This is a genomic window from Streptomyces sp. NPDC027185, from assembly GCF_055567035.1.
In genome coordinates this window covers 1,116,755-1,130,987 of the sequence record NZ_JBVHRF010000002.1, presented here as the reverse complement: position 1 = coordinate 1,130,987, position 14,233 = coordinate 1,116,755, and the positions used below count along the sequence as shown (strand labels likewise).

Below are 14,233 nucleotides of genomic sequence, written 5' to 3'. Positions count from 1 at the left end.
CCGTGTCAGGAATGTGCCGGGCGGATCTCCCACCGCTGGCTGCTGTTCCCGTTCGCCGTGTTCAGGTCCAGGCGGGGCGGATAAATGAGCAGCGGGGAGAGGTCGAGGGCGTAATGCGGGTCCTCGGCGGCGAGCAGCCGGTAGGTGCCGGGGGCGCCGGCCGGGGTGAGCCGCCAGGCCACGGGTGCCTGCTGCGTCGCCACCGGGGCGTGGGCGCTCGGCGCGTCGCGGTGGCCGAGGTAGGCGCCGCTGCGGACGTTGCGGAACGTACAGCCGCCGCGGTCGTCGCAGCTCACCCGCCAGCGCTGGGTGTCCGGGCGCTCCGCGGGCGGCACCAGCGTGGCGTGCGCGGCGGCGTCCCCGTCCGGCTGCGTCACCAACTGGCCGCGCTGCCCGAGGGTGTAGACCCCGTCGGCGAGCGGCGCGGCGGACGCCGGCGGGGTGGCCGCGACGCCGGTGCCGGGCACGGCGGCGGTCAGCACGGCGACCGCCACGAGGGCGGCGGCGCGGACGGTACGGCGGAAGGCACGGGGCCCCGGCGCCGGGCGCGGGGCGGTGGACGGACGGCCGGGGCGCGGTCGTTTCGGCAGGGTCAACGTTCTCTCCCGGGTGCGGAATTCACGGTGCGGCCGGAATTCTTCCCGGGCAATTCCCGGAATCCGGACGCCGGTCGAATCTAGTGCGGAATTCCGCTCCCGGGCGGACGGGTCCTGGCCGGCGGGCCGGTCGGGTGAGAGGAGTTCGAATTCCGGCCGGGGAATTCGAAAGGCCCGCCCCGGCGCCGCCGGGCGGGACCTCACCGCCGCCGCAGTGACGCGTCCGAGAGCGCCGGCGGTACGTAGTAGTTGTCGGCGGGGTTGAGGTCGCAGCCCGGCGGGACGATGGCGTCGATCCGGTCGAGGAGGTCCGCGCTCAGCGTCACGTCGGCGCCCTCCAGCAGGCCGTTCAGCTGGTCGAGGGTGCGCGGGCCGATGATCACGGACGTCACCGCCGGGTGGGCGAGGACGAACGCCGTCGCCAGATGCGGCAGCGTCAGCCCGGCGTCCGCCGCCAGCTGCGTCAGCTCCGCCACCGCCTCCGCCTTGCGGGCGTTCCCCGGCAGCGACAGGTCGAACTTCTGCGTCTCCAGCGACGCCCGCGAGCTGACCGACAGATCCCGCCCGGACAGCCAGCCGGCGCTCAGCGGACCCCAGGTCAGCACGCCCATGCCGTACCGCTGCGCGGTCGGCAGCACCGCCGCCTCCACGCCGCGCGCCAGGATCGAGTACGGCGGCTGCTCGGTGCGGAAGCGGACGTGGCCGCGGCGCTCGGACACCCACTGCGCCTCGACGATCTGCTCGGCGGGGAACGTCGAACTCCCCACCGCCAGCACCTTTCCGGCCCGCACGAGGTCCGAGAGCGCGCCGAGCGTCTCGTCCAGGTCGGTGTCCGGGTCGGGGCGGTGCATCTGGTAGAGGTCGATGCGGTCGGTGCCCAGCCGCCGCAGGCTGTCCTCGACGGCCCGGACGATCCAACGCCGCGAGCCGCCGCGCTCGTTGGGGTCGTCCCCCATGGGGTGGTAGAACTTCGTCGCCAGCACGACCTCGTCGCGCCGTCCCTCGATGGCCTTGCCGACGATCTTCTCGGACGCGCCCGCCGCGTACATGTCCGCGGTGTCCACGAAGTTGATGCCCGCGTCCAGGGCGCGGCGCACGGTCCGTACGCCCTCCTCGGGGGTGGTGCCGCCCAACGGGCCGAGCATCATCGCGCCCAGTGCGAACCGGCTGACGGAGATACCGGTGCCGCCGAGTGTCCTGCGCTTCATCTGCTGCTCCTCCTGCGGAGAGTGCGGTGTGGGTGCCGTGGCCACGGCGGACGGTGCCGCGCGCCGGTGTGCTGCGGGTCCCGGCGGCGGGCGGTGGCCCCAGCCTGCGGCCCCCGCACCGGCCCCACCAGACCCGCCGCAACCCGGGTCCGGCAGAACCACCCGAGCGGGCCCGGGTCGCATACTGGACGGATGCCGTCTGCCGAAGCCGAGATCAGCCCGTTCCTCAAGGCGCGCCGCGCGGCGCTCGATCCGGCCGCACTCGGGCTGCCCGGCGGGCTGCACCGCCGCCGGGTGCGCGGGCTGCGCCGCGAGGAGGTCGCCCAGCTCGCCGGGATCAGCGTCGACTACTACACCCGCATCGAGCAGGGCCGCGCCCCCGCGATCTCCGACGCCGTCCTCGACGCCCTCGCCGCGGCGCTCCGGCTGACCGGCGGGGAGACGGCGTACCTGCGCAACCTCGCCGCCCGCGGCCGCCGCGCCCCCGGCACCCAGGGACCGGCCGCCGGAACCGTACGGCCCGAGGTGCGGCAGCTGCTGCATGCGATGGACGGGGCCGTTCCGGCCATGGTCATCGGCCGGGGCCTCGACGTCCTCGCCTGGAACACGCTGGGCGGCCGGATCGTCTTCGACCTCGGCGCCGTCGCCCCCGAGCGGCGCAACTCCGCCCTGCTGGTCTTCCTCGACCCGGCGGCCCGCGCCCTCCACCCGGACTGGGACCGCGTCGCCGAGCAGGTCGTCGGCACCCTGCGCGCGGAGAGCGGCCGGTACCCGGGCGATCCGAGGATCGGCGCGGTCGTCGCCGAACTCCTCGACCGCAGCCCGGAGTTCCGTACGGCGTGGGAGGCGCAGGCGGTCAGCGAATGCCGGTACGGCGTGAAACGCATCGCCCACCCCTGGGCCGGCCCCCTGGACCTCACCTTCGAAAGCCTGCGGCTCTCCGAGGAGGACGACCAGACCCTCGTCACCTACAGCGCCCCGCCCGGCTCCCCGACGGAGTCCCGGCTGCGCGACCTGGCCCGCAGGGTGGCGGCGACGGCGGAACCGGGACGCGGGGGTGCGTCGGGCGCGCCTTCGGGGGAGCGGGTCCCGGCGGCGTGACGCGCCCCGGCCCGGTCGTCCTTCACCCCCGGGGCGCCACGGCCTCCCAGCACACCGTGACCTCGCCCTGACGGCGGCGGCGCGGGTCGCCGGTCAGGGGCCAGTCGGTGGCCAGGGCGCGGGTGGCGGCCAGCCAGCGCTGCCGGGCACCGAGGGCGCCGAGCGGCGCGGCGGCGGCCCAGGCACGGTCGAAGTCGCGGAGGAAGGCGTGTACCGGCTCGCCCGGCACATTGCGGTGGATCAACGCCTTCGGCAGCCGTTCGGCCAGGTCGGACGGGGTGTCCAGGGAGGCGAGCCGGGCCGCGAAGGTCACCGTGCGCGGCCCCTCGGGGCCCAGCGCCACCCAGACGTGGCGCCGTCCGATCTCGTCGCAGGTGCCCTCGACCAGCAGCCCGTCCGGCGCCAGCCGCGCGCAGAGCCGCCGCCAGACCGCGGCGACCTCGTCCTCGTCGTACTGCCGCAGGACGTTCGCCGCCCGGATCAACGCCGGGGCGCGTCCCGGGGCGCCCGGCAGCGGCACCTCGAAACCTCCGTGCCGGAACTCCAGACCGGGCCGCTCGAACGGCCGGGCCGCCGCCACCCGCTCCGGATCGATCTCCACCCCGACCACCCGCGCGTCCGGCCGGGCGGTCCGCAGCCGGGTCAGCAGCTCCAGCGCCGTCCAGGGCGCCGCGCCGTACCCGAGATCGACGGCGACCGGGTCCGGGCTGCGCCGCAGCGCCGCCCCGTGCTCGGCGGCGATCCAGCGGTCCATCCGGCGCAGCCGGTTCGGGTTGGTCGTCCCCCGGGTGGCGTTCCCGACGGGACGGACGGACGCGGGGACGGCGGAGCGGCGGGACATACGACGAGCCTAAGCGGCGCCCGGAGGGGGGCGGTCCGGTCCCGTGGCGGCCGGATCCGTTCCGTAGAATCCCCGGTCGTTCCGCCGCTCCGTCCGTCACGTCCAGTCGGCGCTCCGCCCCGTACGGTCACGGTTGGATAACGGAGAGAAGTCGGGCGGGCCGGGGGAAATGGATACCGGACCCGCGTTGTTGCACCAGGTCGGAGGCGCGCAGCCCGCCACGGAAGAGAGGTAGCTCGCAGTGAGCTCATACGTGTCCCGGCTCCGCAGTCGTCCCCTCGGCCAGCACCCGGGCCCGTCGCGGCTGCGGCTGCCCGGCGCCGTCCGCCGTCCGCGCCGGGTGGCGATGCTCTCCGTCCACACCTCCCCGCTCCACCAGCCCGGCACCGGCGACGCCGGCGGGATGAACGTCTACATCGTCGAGCTGGCCAAGAAGCTCGCCGCGATCAACATCGAGGTGGAGATCTTCACCCGCGCCACCACCGCCACCCTCCCGCCCGCCGTGGAGCTGGCCCCCGGCGTCCTCGTCCGCCACGTCGACGCCGGCCCGTACGAAGGGCTCGCCAAGGAGGAGCTGCCCGCCCAGCTCTGCGCCTTCACCCACGGTGTGATGCAGGCGTGGGCCGGCCACCGCCCCGGCCACTACGACCTCGTCCACGCCCACTACTGGCTCTCCGGCCACGTCGGCTGGCTCGCCGCTGAGCGCTGGGGCGTCCCCCTCGTCCACGCCATGCACACCATGGCCAAGGTCAAGAACGCCGCGCTCGCCGAGGGCGACACCCCCGAGCCCGCCGCCCGCGTCATCGGCGAGACCCAGATCGTCCGCGCCGCCGACCGCCTGATCGCCAACACGGCCGACGAGGCGGAGGAGCTGGTGCGGCACTACGACGCCGACCCCGGGCGGGTCGCCGTCGTCCATCCCGGCGTCAACCTCGACCGCTTCCGCCCCACCGGCCCCGGCGCCACCCCCGTGACGCTGACCGGCTCCGCCGCCGGCGCCTCCGTGGCCGCGAGCCGCGCCGCCGCCCGCGACCGCCTCGGTCTGCCGCAGGACGCGCTGATCCCCCTCTTCGCCGGGCGGATACAGCCGCTGAAGGCCCCCGACGTGCTGCTCCGCGCCGTCGCCGTCCTGCTGGAGCAGCGCCCTGAGCTACGCTCCCGGCTCGTCGTCCCGGTGGTCGGCGGTCCCAGCGGCAGCGGTCTCGCCAAGCCCGAAGGGCTCCAGAAGCTCGCCGCGCTGCTCGGCATCACCGACGTCGTCCGCTTCCATCCGCCGGTCGGCCAGCAGCAGCTCGCCGACTGGTACCGCGCCGCGTCCGTGCTGGTCATGCCCTCGTACAGCGAATCGTTCGGACTGGTCGCCATCGAGGCGCAGGCGTGCGGCACCCCGGTGATCGCCGCCGAGGTCGGCGGACTGCCGGTGGCGGTGCGCGACGGCGTCACCGGCCACCTCGTCGCCGGCCACGACCCGGCGGACTACGCCCGTGCGCTGGCCCGCTTCGTCGCCGACCCGGCGCTGCCCGCCACGATGGGCGCCGCGGCCGCCCGGCACGCCCGCTCCTTCGGCTGGGACACCGCCGCGGCCGCCACCGGCGACGTCTACACCGCCGCGCTCCAGGAGCGGCGCCGTCACCTACGATCACCCCATGGCTGACGAGGTGGCTGAGGTGAGGGACGGGCGGGACGCCGGAGCGAGTGCCGTCGCGGTGATCGAGCGCACGCTCGGCGACGCCGGGCTGACGTGGGAGTCCCCCGCCCCCGGCCGCTACGTCGTCACCCTCCCCGGCACCCGCAAGCTCTCCACCACCTGCTCCCTCGTCGTCGGCCGCCACTCCCTCTCCGTCAACGCCTTCGTCGTCCGCCGCCCCGACGAGAACCACGAAGCCGTCCACCGCTGGCTCCTGGAGCGCAACACCCGCCTCTACGGCATGAGTTACGCCCTCGACGGGCTCGGCGACATCTACCTCGTCGGCAAGTTCCCGCTCACCGCCGTCACCGAGGACGAGCTGGACCGCATCCTCGGCACCGTCCTGGAGAACGCCGACGGCAGTTTCAACACCCTGCTGGAGATGGGCTTCGCCACCGCGATCCGCAAGGAGTACGCCTGGCGCACCGCCCGCGGCGAATCCACCCGGAACCTCGACGCGTTCGCGCACCTCACGCGCGGGGGAGCGCCGGAGGACTGAGGCCCGGCGGGAGCCGTGCGCCGCCTCACCACGAGGTTCGCCGGGGCGCCGTGGGCGCCCGCCCCGCCCTGAATCGTCGGCTCGCCCTGAGTCGCCGCCCCGCCCGGGGCCCGTTCCGCGCCGGTTGCCGTCTGCCGTTCCGCCGGGGCCCACGCCGCCCGTGCGGAGGGGCGGCGCCGCGGCGGCCGGGCCCCGGACCGCCGCCGTCCGTCAGGAGGCGTACGGCGTGGGCGGGTACGGCGCCCCCGCGTCTCCCGGCGGTCCCGCCGTCCCTGTGGGCCGCACCGCCGGACGGGTCGGCGAAGCGGGCCCGGGGTGTCCGTGCGTCGGGCCGTTCCCCCAGGTCAACCCCATGATCAGGGTGACCGTCAGTACCGCGGCGGCGGCCGCGGCCCGCCGCACCATCCGTCGCTCCGCCGTATCCATCCGCACCGTCTCCCTCCTCGTCCACGCCGGCCGGACCCCGCGGGCCCCGCGGGGCCAGGGGCCCATCGGACCGGTACCCGCTGTCCCGGGCGCGCGACCCGGTCCGGGGTGCGCCGCCCGCTGCCGGGCCGGATGGCCACCGCGACCCCGCGTTCACCATCGTGGACCCGCCGTCCCCGGCGCGAGGGCGCTGACACCCGTATCGGATGCGCGGCCACCCCGACAGCGCGCCCCCGCGCCCGGATGCCACGGCGTTCCCGTCCGGCCCCCTTCCGCCCGCCCCCGCCCCGTGGCATCCTCACGCCGTCCGCAGTATGAACGTCGGTCACATACGTATACGTGGAGGGCGGGGCGCATGGCGACCACGAGACGAGGACTGCTCGGCAGCGCGATCGGCGTCGCGGCGGCGACCGCCCTGCCACCCGGCACCGCGACCGCCGCACCCCCGCCCGGCCCGGCCACCGGACGGCCACCGCTCCCGCCCGCGCCGGACCCGGCACCCGGGGGCGCCCGGCCCGCCGCCCTCTGGCGGGAGTTCACCCGCACCCCCTTCACCCACCCGCAGATTCCCTACGTGGGACGCGCCGGATACCGCGGCGGCGCCGAACCGCCCCGCCGCCCCGTGGTGGCCGACGCCGTCCGGGACTACGGCGCCCGCCCCGACGGCTCCGCCGACGCCGCCCCCGCCCTCAACCGCGCGCTGCGGGACGCCGGACGGCGCGGCGGCGGCACCGTGTACCTCCCGCCGGGCACGTACCGCATCGACGGGATCATCCGCATCGGCCACGACGACGTCGTGCTCCGCGGCGCGGGCAGCGGCCGCACCACCCTGCACGCCACCCGCAGCCTCACCGACCTGATCGGCCCGTACGGCAGCCGCTACGGCGGCGACAAGTCCAGCTGGTCCTGGGCGGGCGGCCTCATCTGGCTCTGCCCGCAGGCCCGTTGGGCCTCCCTGACCGACGCGATCAAGGCCCGCGACTGGCCGTTCGAGGGCTGGACCGGCAACCGCCGCGACGCCTGGCGCACCCTCGCCACCATCCGCCCCGCCCGCCGCGGCGACCGGGTCCTCACCGTCGCCGACACCACCGCCCTGCGCCCCGGCGCCCGCGTCCTCCTCCAGCTCTCCGACGACGCCGACCACACCCTGCTGCGCCATATGAGCGGCGACATCCCGGGCGCCGCCGCCTACTCCTGGGACGACAAGACCAAACTCACCTCGTACGTGCCCTACGAATGGCCCTGCCGGATCACCGCCGTCGACCCCCGGCGCCGCCGGATCACCCTCGACCGCCCGCTGCCGCTCGACGCCCGCCCCGCCTTCGACCCGCGCCTGACCACCCACATCACGCCGCTCACCGGCGCCGGGGTCGAGGGCCTGACCCTGGAGATGACCGAGACACCGCAGTCCCCGCACCTGCGGGACAAGGGGTACAACGGCGTCGCCCTCCAGTGCGCCTGGGACTGCTGGGTCGACGACGTCCACGTCCGCCACGCCGACAACGGCTTCCTGCTCGTCGCCGCCAAGGCGTGCACCCTGCGCCGCACCCGCGTCTCCGGGCGCGGCAGCCACCACCCGTACTGCTGCCGCGAGGGCTCGCACGACAACCTCGTCGAGGACTTCACCCTCGACCGCCGCACCGTCCCGGCGCCGCCCGGCACCCAACTGCACGGCATCAACGTCGAGGGTCTGTCCAGCTACAACGTCTGGTCACGCGGCCACATGGCGATGGGCACCTTCGACACCCACCGCGGACTGCCGTTCGCCAACGTCCGTACGGAGATCACCGTCACCAACGACGGCGCGCACGGCGGCGACGGCAGCGCCGGACCGCTCTACGGCGCCCGCTTCACCCACTGGAACGTCACCGTCACCAACCACCGCGCCGGCTGCCTACGGCTGGACGACATCGCCCCGTACAGTGCGACCGTCGCCCTGAGCACCGTCCGTCCCTTCGGCCAGATCGACACCCCCGACTTCACCGGACCGCTGCGCACCCGCACCGAGCTGTACGGGCACCCGGGCGCGGTCCTTCCGGCCAACCTTCACCGGGCCCAGCGGGCGCTGCGGCTGTGACCCGCCGACGGACGGCACCCGGCGCAGCAGCAGCGCGTAGCCGACCGCCGCGCCGGTGCCGACGACGGCGCACCCCGCCCACAGTGCCTGCGGCCCGAACCGGTCGATGACGGTGCCACCGGCCAGCGGCGCCGCCAGCGAGGCGACCGACCACGACAGGGAGTACATGCCCTGGTAGCGACCGCGGCCGTGGGTGGGGGAGAGCTGGACCACCAGCCCCATCTGCGTAGGGGCGTTGACGATCTCGCCGAGCGTCCAGACCGCGACCGTCACCGCGTACACCGCGACCGAACCGCCGACCGCGGTCAGCCCGAAGCCGTACCCGGCCAGCAGCGCGGAGCCGATCAGCAGCGCGGCGGGGCTGCGGTGTTCGATGAACCGGGTGGCCGGTATCTGGAGCAGCACGATCAGCACCCCGTTGACCGCGATGACCAGCCCGAAGTCGGTGCTGCCGAACCCGTCCAGACCCATCGACACCGGCAGCGACACGTACGCCTGCTGGAAGACGAGCGCGAGCAGGAGGTTCAGCCCGACGACCGTCATGAAGCGGCCGTCGCGCACCACCGTCAGCATCGACACCGAAGCCTCCTCCGGCGCCGTCCCGCCCGGCCCCGGCGCCTGCGGGCGGGACTCCGGCAGCTTGCGGAAGACCACCAGCGCGCAGGTCAGCACCAGCGCCGACTCGCCGAGGAAGAGCGCCAGATAGCCGTGCTCGGCGATCAGCCCGGCCGCCGCCGAGGAGACGGCGAAGCCGATGTTGATCGCCCAGTAGTTGAGCGCGAAGGCGCGGGCGCGGTCCTCGGGCGCGACGATGTCCGCCATCATCGCCTGGACCGCGGGCCGCGAGGCGCTGGAGGCGGCGCCGACCGCGCTCGCCACCACCGCGATGGCCACCGGATGCGTCATGAACCCGAGCGTCGCGACCGACGCGGCGGTCACCACCTGCGCCAGCAGCATCGTCGGCCGCCGCCCCAGCCGGTCGGTCAGCACCCCGGAGCCGAGCGACCCCACCACCCCGCCGAGCCCGTACAAGGCGCCGACCAGCCCCGCGTACGAAGCGGAGTAGCCGCGCCCGGCGGTGAGATAGAGGGCGAGAAAGGTCGAGACGAATCCGCCGAGCCGGTTGACCAGCGTGCTGGTCCACAGCCACCAGAACTGCGCGGGCAGACCGGAAAAACTGGCGGGCAGGGCCCGGACGAGCCGCGCCGGTGCGGGCATGGTGCTTCCCCCGATGGTGAGCGAGTGACGGCGCCGCGCACGGCACCCGACCGGAGCGGCCTCTTCCGGCGTCGCCCCGTACCGGAAAACTACTGAGCGCACCGGCCCCGCGGCCATCGAATTGACGGGAAACGTCAAGCGTCCCGGGGCCGGGCGGAGCCGGACGGCCGGACACCGGCCGTCCGCCCGCCGTCCGCCCCGCACCCGGCGGCCACCCCGCCCGCCGCACGCCGCCCACCTGCGACTTCGCCCCGGCACCCGCGCGGCCCGGCCTCAAGGCGTTCCCCGGCCGGGCGTCGATTAGGCTCGGAAACATGGCCGACGCACCGTACAAGCTGATCCTCCTCCGCCACGGCGAGAGCGAGTGGAACGCGAAGAACCTGTTCACCGGCTGGGTGGACGTCAACCTCAACGAGAAGGGCGAGAAGGAGGCGGTCCGCGGCGGAGAGCTGCTGAAGGACGCCGGTCTGCTCCCCGACGTCGTGCACACCTCCCTCCAGAAGCGCGCCATCCGCACCGCGCAGCTGGCCCTGGAGGCAGCCGACCGCCACTGGATCCCCGTCCACCGCAGCTGGCGCCTGAACGAGCGCCACTACGGCGCCCTCCAGGGCAAGGACAAGGCGCAGACCCTCGCCGAGTTCGGCGAGGAGCAGTTCATGAAGTGGCGCCGCTCGTACGACACCCCGCCGCCGGCCCTCGCCCGCGACGCCGAGTACTCCCAGTTCGACGACGCGCGCTACGCCTCGCTGCCGCCGGAGCTGCGCCCGCAGACCGAGTGCCTCAAGGACGTCGTCGTCCGGATGCTCCCCTACTGGTTCGACGGCATCGTGCCCGACCTGCTCACCGGGAGGACGGTCCTGGTCGCGGCCCACGGCAACAGCCTCCGCGCCCTGGTCAAGCACCTCGACGGCATCTCCGACGCCGACATCGCCAGCCTCAACATCCCCACCGGCATCCCCCTCTCCTACGAGCTGGACGCCGACTTCAAGCCCGTCACCCCCGGCGGCACCTACCTCGACCCGGAGGCCGCCAAGGCCGCCATCGAAGCGGTGAAGAACCAGGGGAAGAAGAAGTAATCCCCGCATCCCTCACGCCCCTCACCCGCGGACCCGATGGTGAGGGGCGTGAGGCGTCTTGCGGGGCCCTTGTGAGCCCATCGCCCCGAAGTTTCCCGGTTTTGACCCACGGCTCTGCCACTGGCGGCACTTTGACAGCTTGGAGCCGGGCGGTGACGACGCCATCGGAGTGTCCCGCAACGGCTTTGCAGCGGCCAAAATGAGACAATACGCGCTTCCCTTCAGCAGGGGGCTTGCGTGCTTGTGCGTTCGGTGCCGGTGTATGTGAATTGTTTCCCTCCCTGGCTTTTCGCCAGGTCAAGAGCTTGTCGCTGCATATGCGTTCCCTCCCTTCTTGGCTAGGTTGACCGGAAAGTAACGGGAAATGCGTCGCGTGGACCCCACTCCGCAACCGGCTTACTGAATTTGTTTCAGCCAAGATCATTTCTCTGTTAGTCAAAGGCTTGACGACTGAGGGTATCTTTGCCCGACAGTACTGCTGGCCGTGTGTAGGACGGTTTGTCTGTCTTCTCGTGGAGGGGTAAATGGCAGGTTACGGAGTTAGGGTCTCGGGTCCCGAAATTGACCGGTTCACGGTTGCCCTTGAGGAAGCTGCCAGGTCGACCGGACCAGCTGCCAACGAATTTATTGAGCCAGCTTCTGGCACGCTTGCTCGCGCCCTTTCCAATCGTAATCATCTAATCTTTGGGCGCCGTGGTTCAGGGAAAACCAGTTTGCTCCAGAAGGCGCGAAGCGAAATGATGGCCAACAGGCGCCCGAATGCGTATATCGATATGGAGAAGTTTAAGGGGCACGCATATCCGGATGTGCTCGTCAGTGTACTGATCGAAACCTTTGAAAATATTGAAGGTTGGTTGAATGGTGGTGCCGTCGCCCCGGCAAACAAAACTTCTTTTTGGAGCCGCGTTAAGCCTAAGCGGGGCCCGCTGAAGAAGCCCGTCGCTGCCGCGCTTTCGCGGGAGATCAGTAATCATATTAAGGAACTGAACGACCTTCTTTATGCCTATGATGACGCTGAAATTCAGACGCTAAGGAAGGATGAGAGTCAGCAAGAAGAAGGGGGAAAGGTGGATGTGGGCGGCCAGGTAAGTGCGCTTAAAATGAATAATTCGCGGTCGCGGACGGCTCGCGCTCTTTCCACGGACGAAGTCCATGAAACCGCTAGACGCTCAAAGATCGATGCCCTTCATCGACGTGTAATCGCATACCAGAAGACTCTGCGGGGTGTAGTGGAGATGTCTGGTGGGAACGGCTTCATCCTCCTCGATGACATGTACTACATTAAACGCACGAGTCAGCCCGAGGTTCTGGATTACTTTCATCGACTTTTCAAGGGGACTGGGTTGTGGCTCAAGGTCGGTACGATCCGACATCGTTCTTCTTGGTACAAAAATGGTGATCCCCCCCTTGGGATTAAGCTGGGAGATGATGTCGAAGAGATTGACCTCGACCTAACGCTAGAGAAGTATAAGACTGCTAAAAGATTCCTGATGCAAGTCACGGAAAATGTCGCATCGCGAAGTAATGTTGATATTCGTGATCTCATAAACGAAGGTGCGCGCGATCGATTGGTTTTGGCGAGTGGTGGCGTTGCGCGCGACTTTCTGTCAATTCTGCGAAAGTCTGTAGCTGTTGCGGCTGATCAAAGCTCGAGGAATATTGGAGTGGAGTCTGTAAATCAAGCCGCGGGGGAGCACGAGAGTTCGAAGAGGGATGAGTTTAATCGTGATGTTCTTGATGGGCAGAGGGAGCTGGAGGAAGAGCTCGAACGCATTAAAACTTTCTGCCTGGCCACCAGGAAGAAAAACTGTTTCCTTGTGGAAAAAGATCTGAGTGCCGGATCGCACGAGCGCGTGAAGGAGTTGGTCGACTTGCGCCTGATTCACTCCATCAATTCACGGGTCACAGTGCGTCACCGGCCAGGGCGTATTTACGAGGCGTACATGCTGGACATCTCTCAATACACCGGAGAGCGGAAGCGTCGAAACGTTGAGATCATTGAATTCTGGAAGCGTTCTGGAAGTGAGAAACTTCGAGGTGCATCGTTGATCTTTGCCGAGCGGTCCTCGTAATCGTATATTTATCTCCATGAGTTCGTGGTGAGCGCAGCCGCGAACTCATGGAGAGACTCTTGGGAGTCGGCGCATCCTGTCTCCGCCCTGCCGCGCCCCGCACACCACAAAGCCCCGCCCACCCGAAGGTGTGCGGGGCCGTCGTGCGCGGAAGGGCGGCCGCCCGGATGTCAGCCGCAGGAGCCGCCGCACTGGCAGGGCGCGCCGCCCTGGCAGCCGCAGCTGCATCCGGCGCCGCAGCCGCATGCGCCGAGCAGCGGCAGGCGGGGCCGTTCGCCGGGGACCTGTTCGGTGCGGGACGTCGTGTCGTGGTTCTCCGTGCTGCGTGCCATGACTGCCTCCTCTGGATCACCTGCCGCCATTCCAGTCCCGCGCACAGCGGCGCGTCAACGGCGCGTGGAGGCACACGGCCCCGGCGCACACCACCGGGGCCCGGGGGCGGGCCGGACGGCGCCGCCGCACCGTCCGGCCCGCCCCCGGGCCGTCACCGGGTCACGCGCCCTCGACCGCCGTCGGCGGCGCGATCTCGTCGGCGTGCTCACCGGTCACCAGGTAGACGACCCGCTTGGCCACCGAGACCGCGTGGTCGGCGAACCGCTCGTAGTAGCGGCCCAGCAGCGTCACGTCGACGGCCGTCTCGATGCCGTGCTTCCAGCGGTCGTCCATCAGGTGCTGGAAGAGCGCGCGGTGCAGCCGGTCCATCGCGTCGTCGTCCTGCTCCAGCTGGAGCGCCAGATCGACGTCCTTGGTGATGATGACCTCGCCCGCCTTCGCCATCAGCCGCTGCGCCAGCTGCCCCATCTCCAGGATGGTGGCGTGCAGGTCACGCGGTACGGCCGTCTCCGGGAAACGCAGCCGGGCCAGCTTGGCGACGTGCTGGGCGAGGTCGCCGGAGCGCTCCAGGTCGGCGCTCATCCGCAGGCTGGTGACGACGATCCGCAGGTCGGTGGCGACCGGCTGCTGCCGGGCGAGCAGGGTGATCGCGCGGGCCTCCAGATCGCGCTGGAGATCGTCGACCTTCTCGTCGGCGGCGATCACACTCTCGGCCAGCTTGAGGTCCGCGTCCAGGATCGCCGTGGTGGCGCGCCCGATCGCGGAGCCGACGAGCCGGGCCATCTCGACCAGGCCCTCGCCGATCGAATCCAGCTCCTCGTGGTACGCGTCCCGCATCTGTGACCTTCTCTCGCATCGTGGTGGCGTGGACGAACGGGGGCGCGGACGGTACGCACACACGTTCCGCTCCCACGCTCCCACGGACGGTGTGCGTACGGACCGGACTCCGCGAAGAGCCCGCCGGGCCGCCCGGGGCCCGGGGAAGGGGGTCCCGGGCGGACCGGACCGGTTCCGGAGCGGTCACCGGAAGCGATGGCTCCGGCGGACCGCGCCGGCGCTGTGGCCGTGCGCCGCTGCGGGACCGCTGCGCGCCCGCATC

Annotated in this window: 11 protein-coding genes and 1 pseudogene; 6 read left to right on the top strand and 6 right to left on the bottom strand. The window is 71.6% G+C overall.

Annotated elements, in window-relative coordinates:
* Positions 1-5: 5 nt before the first annotated feature.
* Together ACZ4M8_RS10095 and ACZ4M8_RS10090 are read right to left on the bottom strand one after the other, a co-directional pair.
* Positions 6-596, bottom strand: a complete 591-nt coding sequence (locus tag ACZ4M8_RS10095) for an RICIN domain-containing protein (RefSeq protein ID WP_467605086.1) — start codon at positions 594-596, stop codon at positions 6-8.
* Between the two features lie 200 nt (positions 597-796).
* The gene (locus tag ACZ4M8_RS10090) at positions 797-1,804 is read right to left on the bottom strand and encodes an aldo/keto reductase (protein ID WP_467605084.1); all 1,008 of its coding nucleotides are present in this window, start codon (positions 1,802-1,804) and stop codon (positions 797-799) included.
* 192 nt (positions 1,805-1,996) lie between these two features.
* On the opposite strand from ACZ4M8_RS10090, the gene ACZ4M8_RS10085 reads away from it, so the two are divergent.
* Positions 1,997-2,905 (top strand): MmyB family transcriptional regulator, encoded by a 909-nt coding sequence (locus ACZ4M8_RS10085; protein ID WP_467605081.1) that lies wholly within the window; start codon positions 1,997-1,999, stop codon positions 2,903-2,905.
* A 22-nt stretch (positions 2,906-2,927) separates the two neighbouring features.
* Here the strand turns inward: ACZ4M8_RS10085 and ACZ4M8_RS10080 are convergent, their stop codons facing one another.
* Positions 2,928-3,746 carry a class I SAM-dependent methyltransferase gene (locus ACZ4M8_RS10080; protein ID WP_467605079.1) on the bottom strand — a complete coding sequence of 273 codons (819 nt, stop codon included), beginning with the start codon at positions 3,744-3,746 and terminating at the stop codon, positions 2,928-2,930.
* Between the two features lie 241 nt (positions 3,747-3,987).
* Here ACZ4M8_RS10080 and mshA point away from each other — a divergent pair, with 241 nt between their 5' ends.
* The 3 genes and pseudogenes from mshA to ACZ4M8_RS10065 all read left to right on the top strand — a co-directional run.
* Positions 3,988-5,400 carry a D-inositol-3-phosphate glycosyltransferase gene (gene mshA / locus ACZ4M8_RS10075; RefSeq protein WP_467605077.1) on the top strand — a complete coding sequence of 471 codons (1,413 nt, stop codon included), beginning with the start codon at positions 3,988-3,990 and terminating at the stop codon, positions 5,398-5,400.
* Entirely contained in the window at positions 5,393-5,932 is a 540-nt protein-coding gene (locus ACZ4M8_RS10070) for a type III secretion system chaperone family protein (RefSeq protein WP_467605075.1), read from the top strand. The genes mshA and ACZ4M8_RS10070 overlap by 8 nt, the downstream gene beginning before the upstream one ends.
* A 352-nt stretch (positions 5,933-6,284) precedes the next feature.
* Positions 6,285-7,238 (top strand): annotated as a pseudogene (locus tag ACZ4M8_RS10065) (glycoside hydrolase family 55 protein); the annotation flags it as partial.
* Positions 7,239-8,252: 1,014 nt separating this feature from the next.
* Here the strand turns inward: ACZ4M8_RS10065 and ACZ4M8_RS10060 are convergent.
* Positions 8,253-9,653, bottom strand: coding sequence for an MDR family MFS transporter (locus ACZ4M8_RS10060; protein WP_467605073.1), 1,401 nt, complete (start codon positions 9,651-9,653; stop codon positions 8,253-8,255).
* 314 nt (positions 9,654-9,967) lie between these two features.
* Here ACZ4M8_RS10060 and ACZ4M8_RS10055 point away from each other — a divergent pair, with 314 nt between their 5' ends.
* Positions 9,968-10,729, top strand: a complete 762-nt coding sequence (locus tag ACZ4M8_RS10055) for a phosphoglyceromutase (RefSeq protein WP_467605071.1) — start codon at positions 9,968-9,970, stop codon at positions 10,727-10,729.
* A 524-nt stretch (positions 10,730-11,253) separates the two neighbouring features.
* Positions 11,254-12,801 carry a hypothetical protein gene (locus ACZ4M8_RS10050; protein ID WP_467605068.1) on the top strand — a complete coding sequence of 516 codons (1,548 nt, stop codon included), beginning with the start codon at positions 11,254-11,256 and terminating at the stop codon, positions 12,799-12,801.
* 170 nt (positions 12,802-12,971) lie between these two features.
* On the opposite strand, the gene ACZ4M8_RS10045 is transcribed toward ACZ4M8_RS10050, so the two are convergent.
* Both ACZ4M8_RS10045 and phoU read right to left on the bottom strand, forming a co-directional pair.
* Positions 12,972-13,133, bottom strand: a complete 162-nt coding sequence (locus ACZ4M8_RS10045) for a hypothetical protein (RefSeq protein ID WP_399087251.1) — start codon at positions 13,131-13,133, stop codon at positions 12,972-12,974.
* 160 nt (positions 13,134-13,293) lie between these two features.
* Positions 13,294-13,971 (bottom strand): phosphate signaling complex protein PhoU, encoded by a 678-nt coding sequence (gene phoU, locus ACZ4M8_RS10040; protein WP_143940600.1) that lies wholly within the window; start codon positions 13,969-13,971, stop codon positions 13,294-13,296.
* Between the last annotated feature and the right edge of the window lie 262 nt (positions 13,972-14,233).

What these genes read in the sequence shown, in the direction of transcription:
- ACZ4M8_RS10090 (WP_467605084.1), bottom strand. Translation starts at nt 1,804, where the DNA reads ATGAAGCGCAGGACACTCGGCGGCACCGGTATCTCCGTCAGCCGGTTC.
- ACZ4M8_RS10085 (WP_467605081.1), top strand. Translation starts at nt 1,997, where the DNA reads ATGCCGTCTGCCGAAGCCGAGATCAGCCCGTTCCTCAAGGCGCGCCGC.
- ACZ4M8_RS10080 (WP_467605079.1), bottom strand. Translation starts at nt 3,746, where the DNA reads ATGTCCCGCCGCTCCGCCGTCCCCGCGTCCGTCCGTCCCGTCGGGAAC.
- ACZ4M8_RS10070 (WP_467605075.1), top strand. Translation starts at nt 5,393, where the DNA reads ATGGCTGACGAGGTGGCTGAGGTGAGGGACGGGCGGGACGCCGGAGCG.
- ACZ4M8_RS10060 (WP_467605073.1), bottom strand. Translation starts at nt 9,653, where the DNA reads ATGCCCGCACCGGCGCGGCTCGTCCGGGCCCTGCCCGCCAGTTTTTCC.
- ACZ4M8_RS10055 (WP_467605071.1), top strand. Translation starts at nt 9,968, where the DNA reads ATGGCCGACGCACCGTACAAGCTGATCCTCCTCCGCCACGGCGAGAGC.
- ACZ4M8_RS10050 (WP_467605068.1), top strand. Translation starts at nt 11,254, where the DNA reads ATGGCAGGTTACGGAGTTAGGGTCTCGGGTCCCGAAATTGACCGGTTC.
- ACZ4M8_RS10045 (WP_399087251.1), bottom strand. Translation starts at nt 13,133, where the DNA reads ATGGCACGCAGCACGGAGAACCACGACACGACGTCCCGCACCGAACAG.
- phoU (WP_143940600.1), bottom strand. Translation starts at nt 13,971, where the DNA reads ATGCGGGACGCGTACCACGAGGAGCTGGATTCGATCGGCGAGGGCCTG.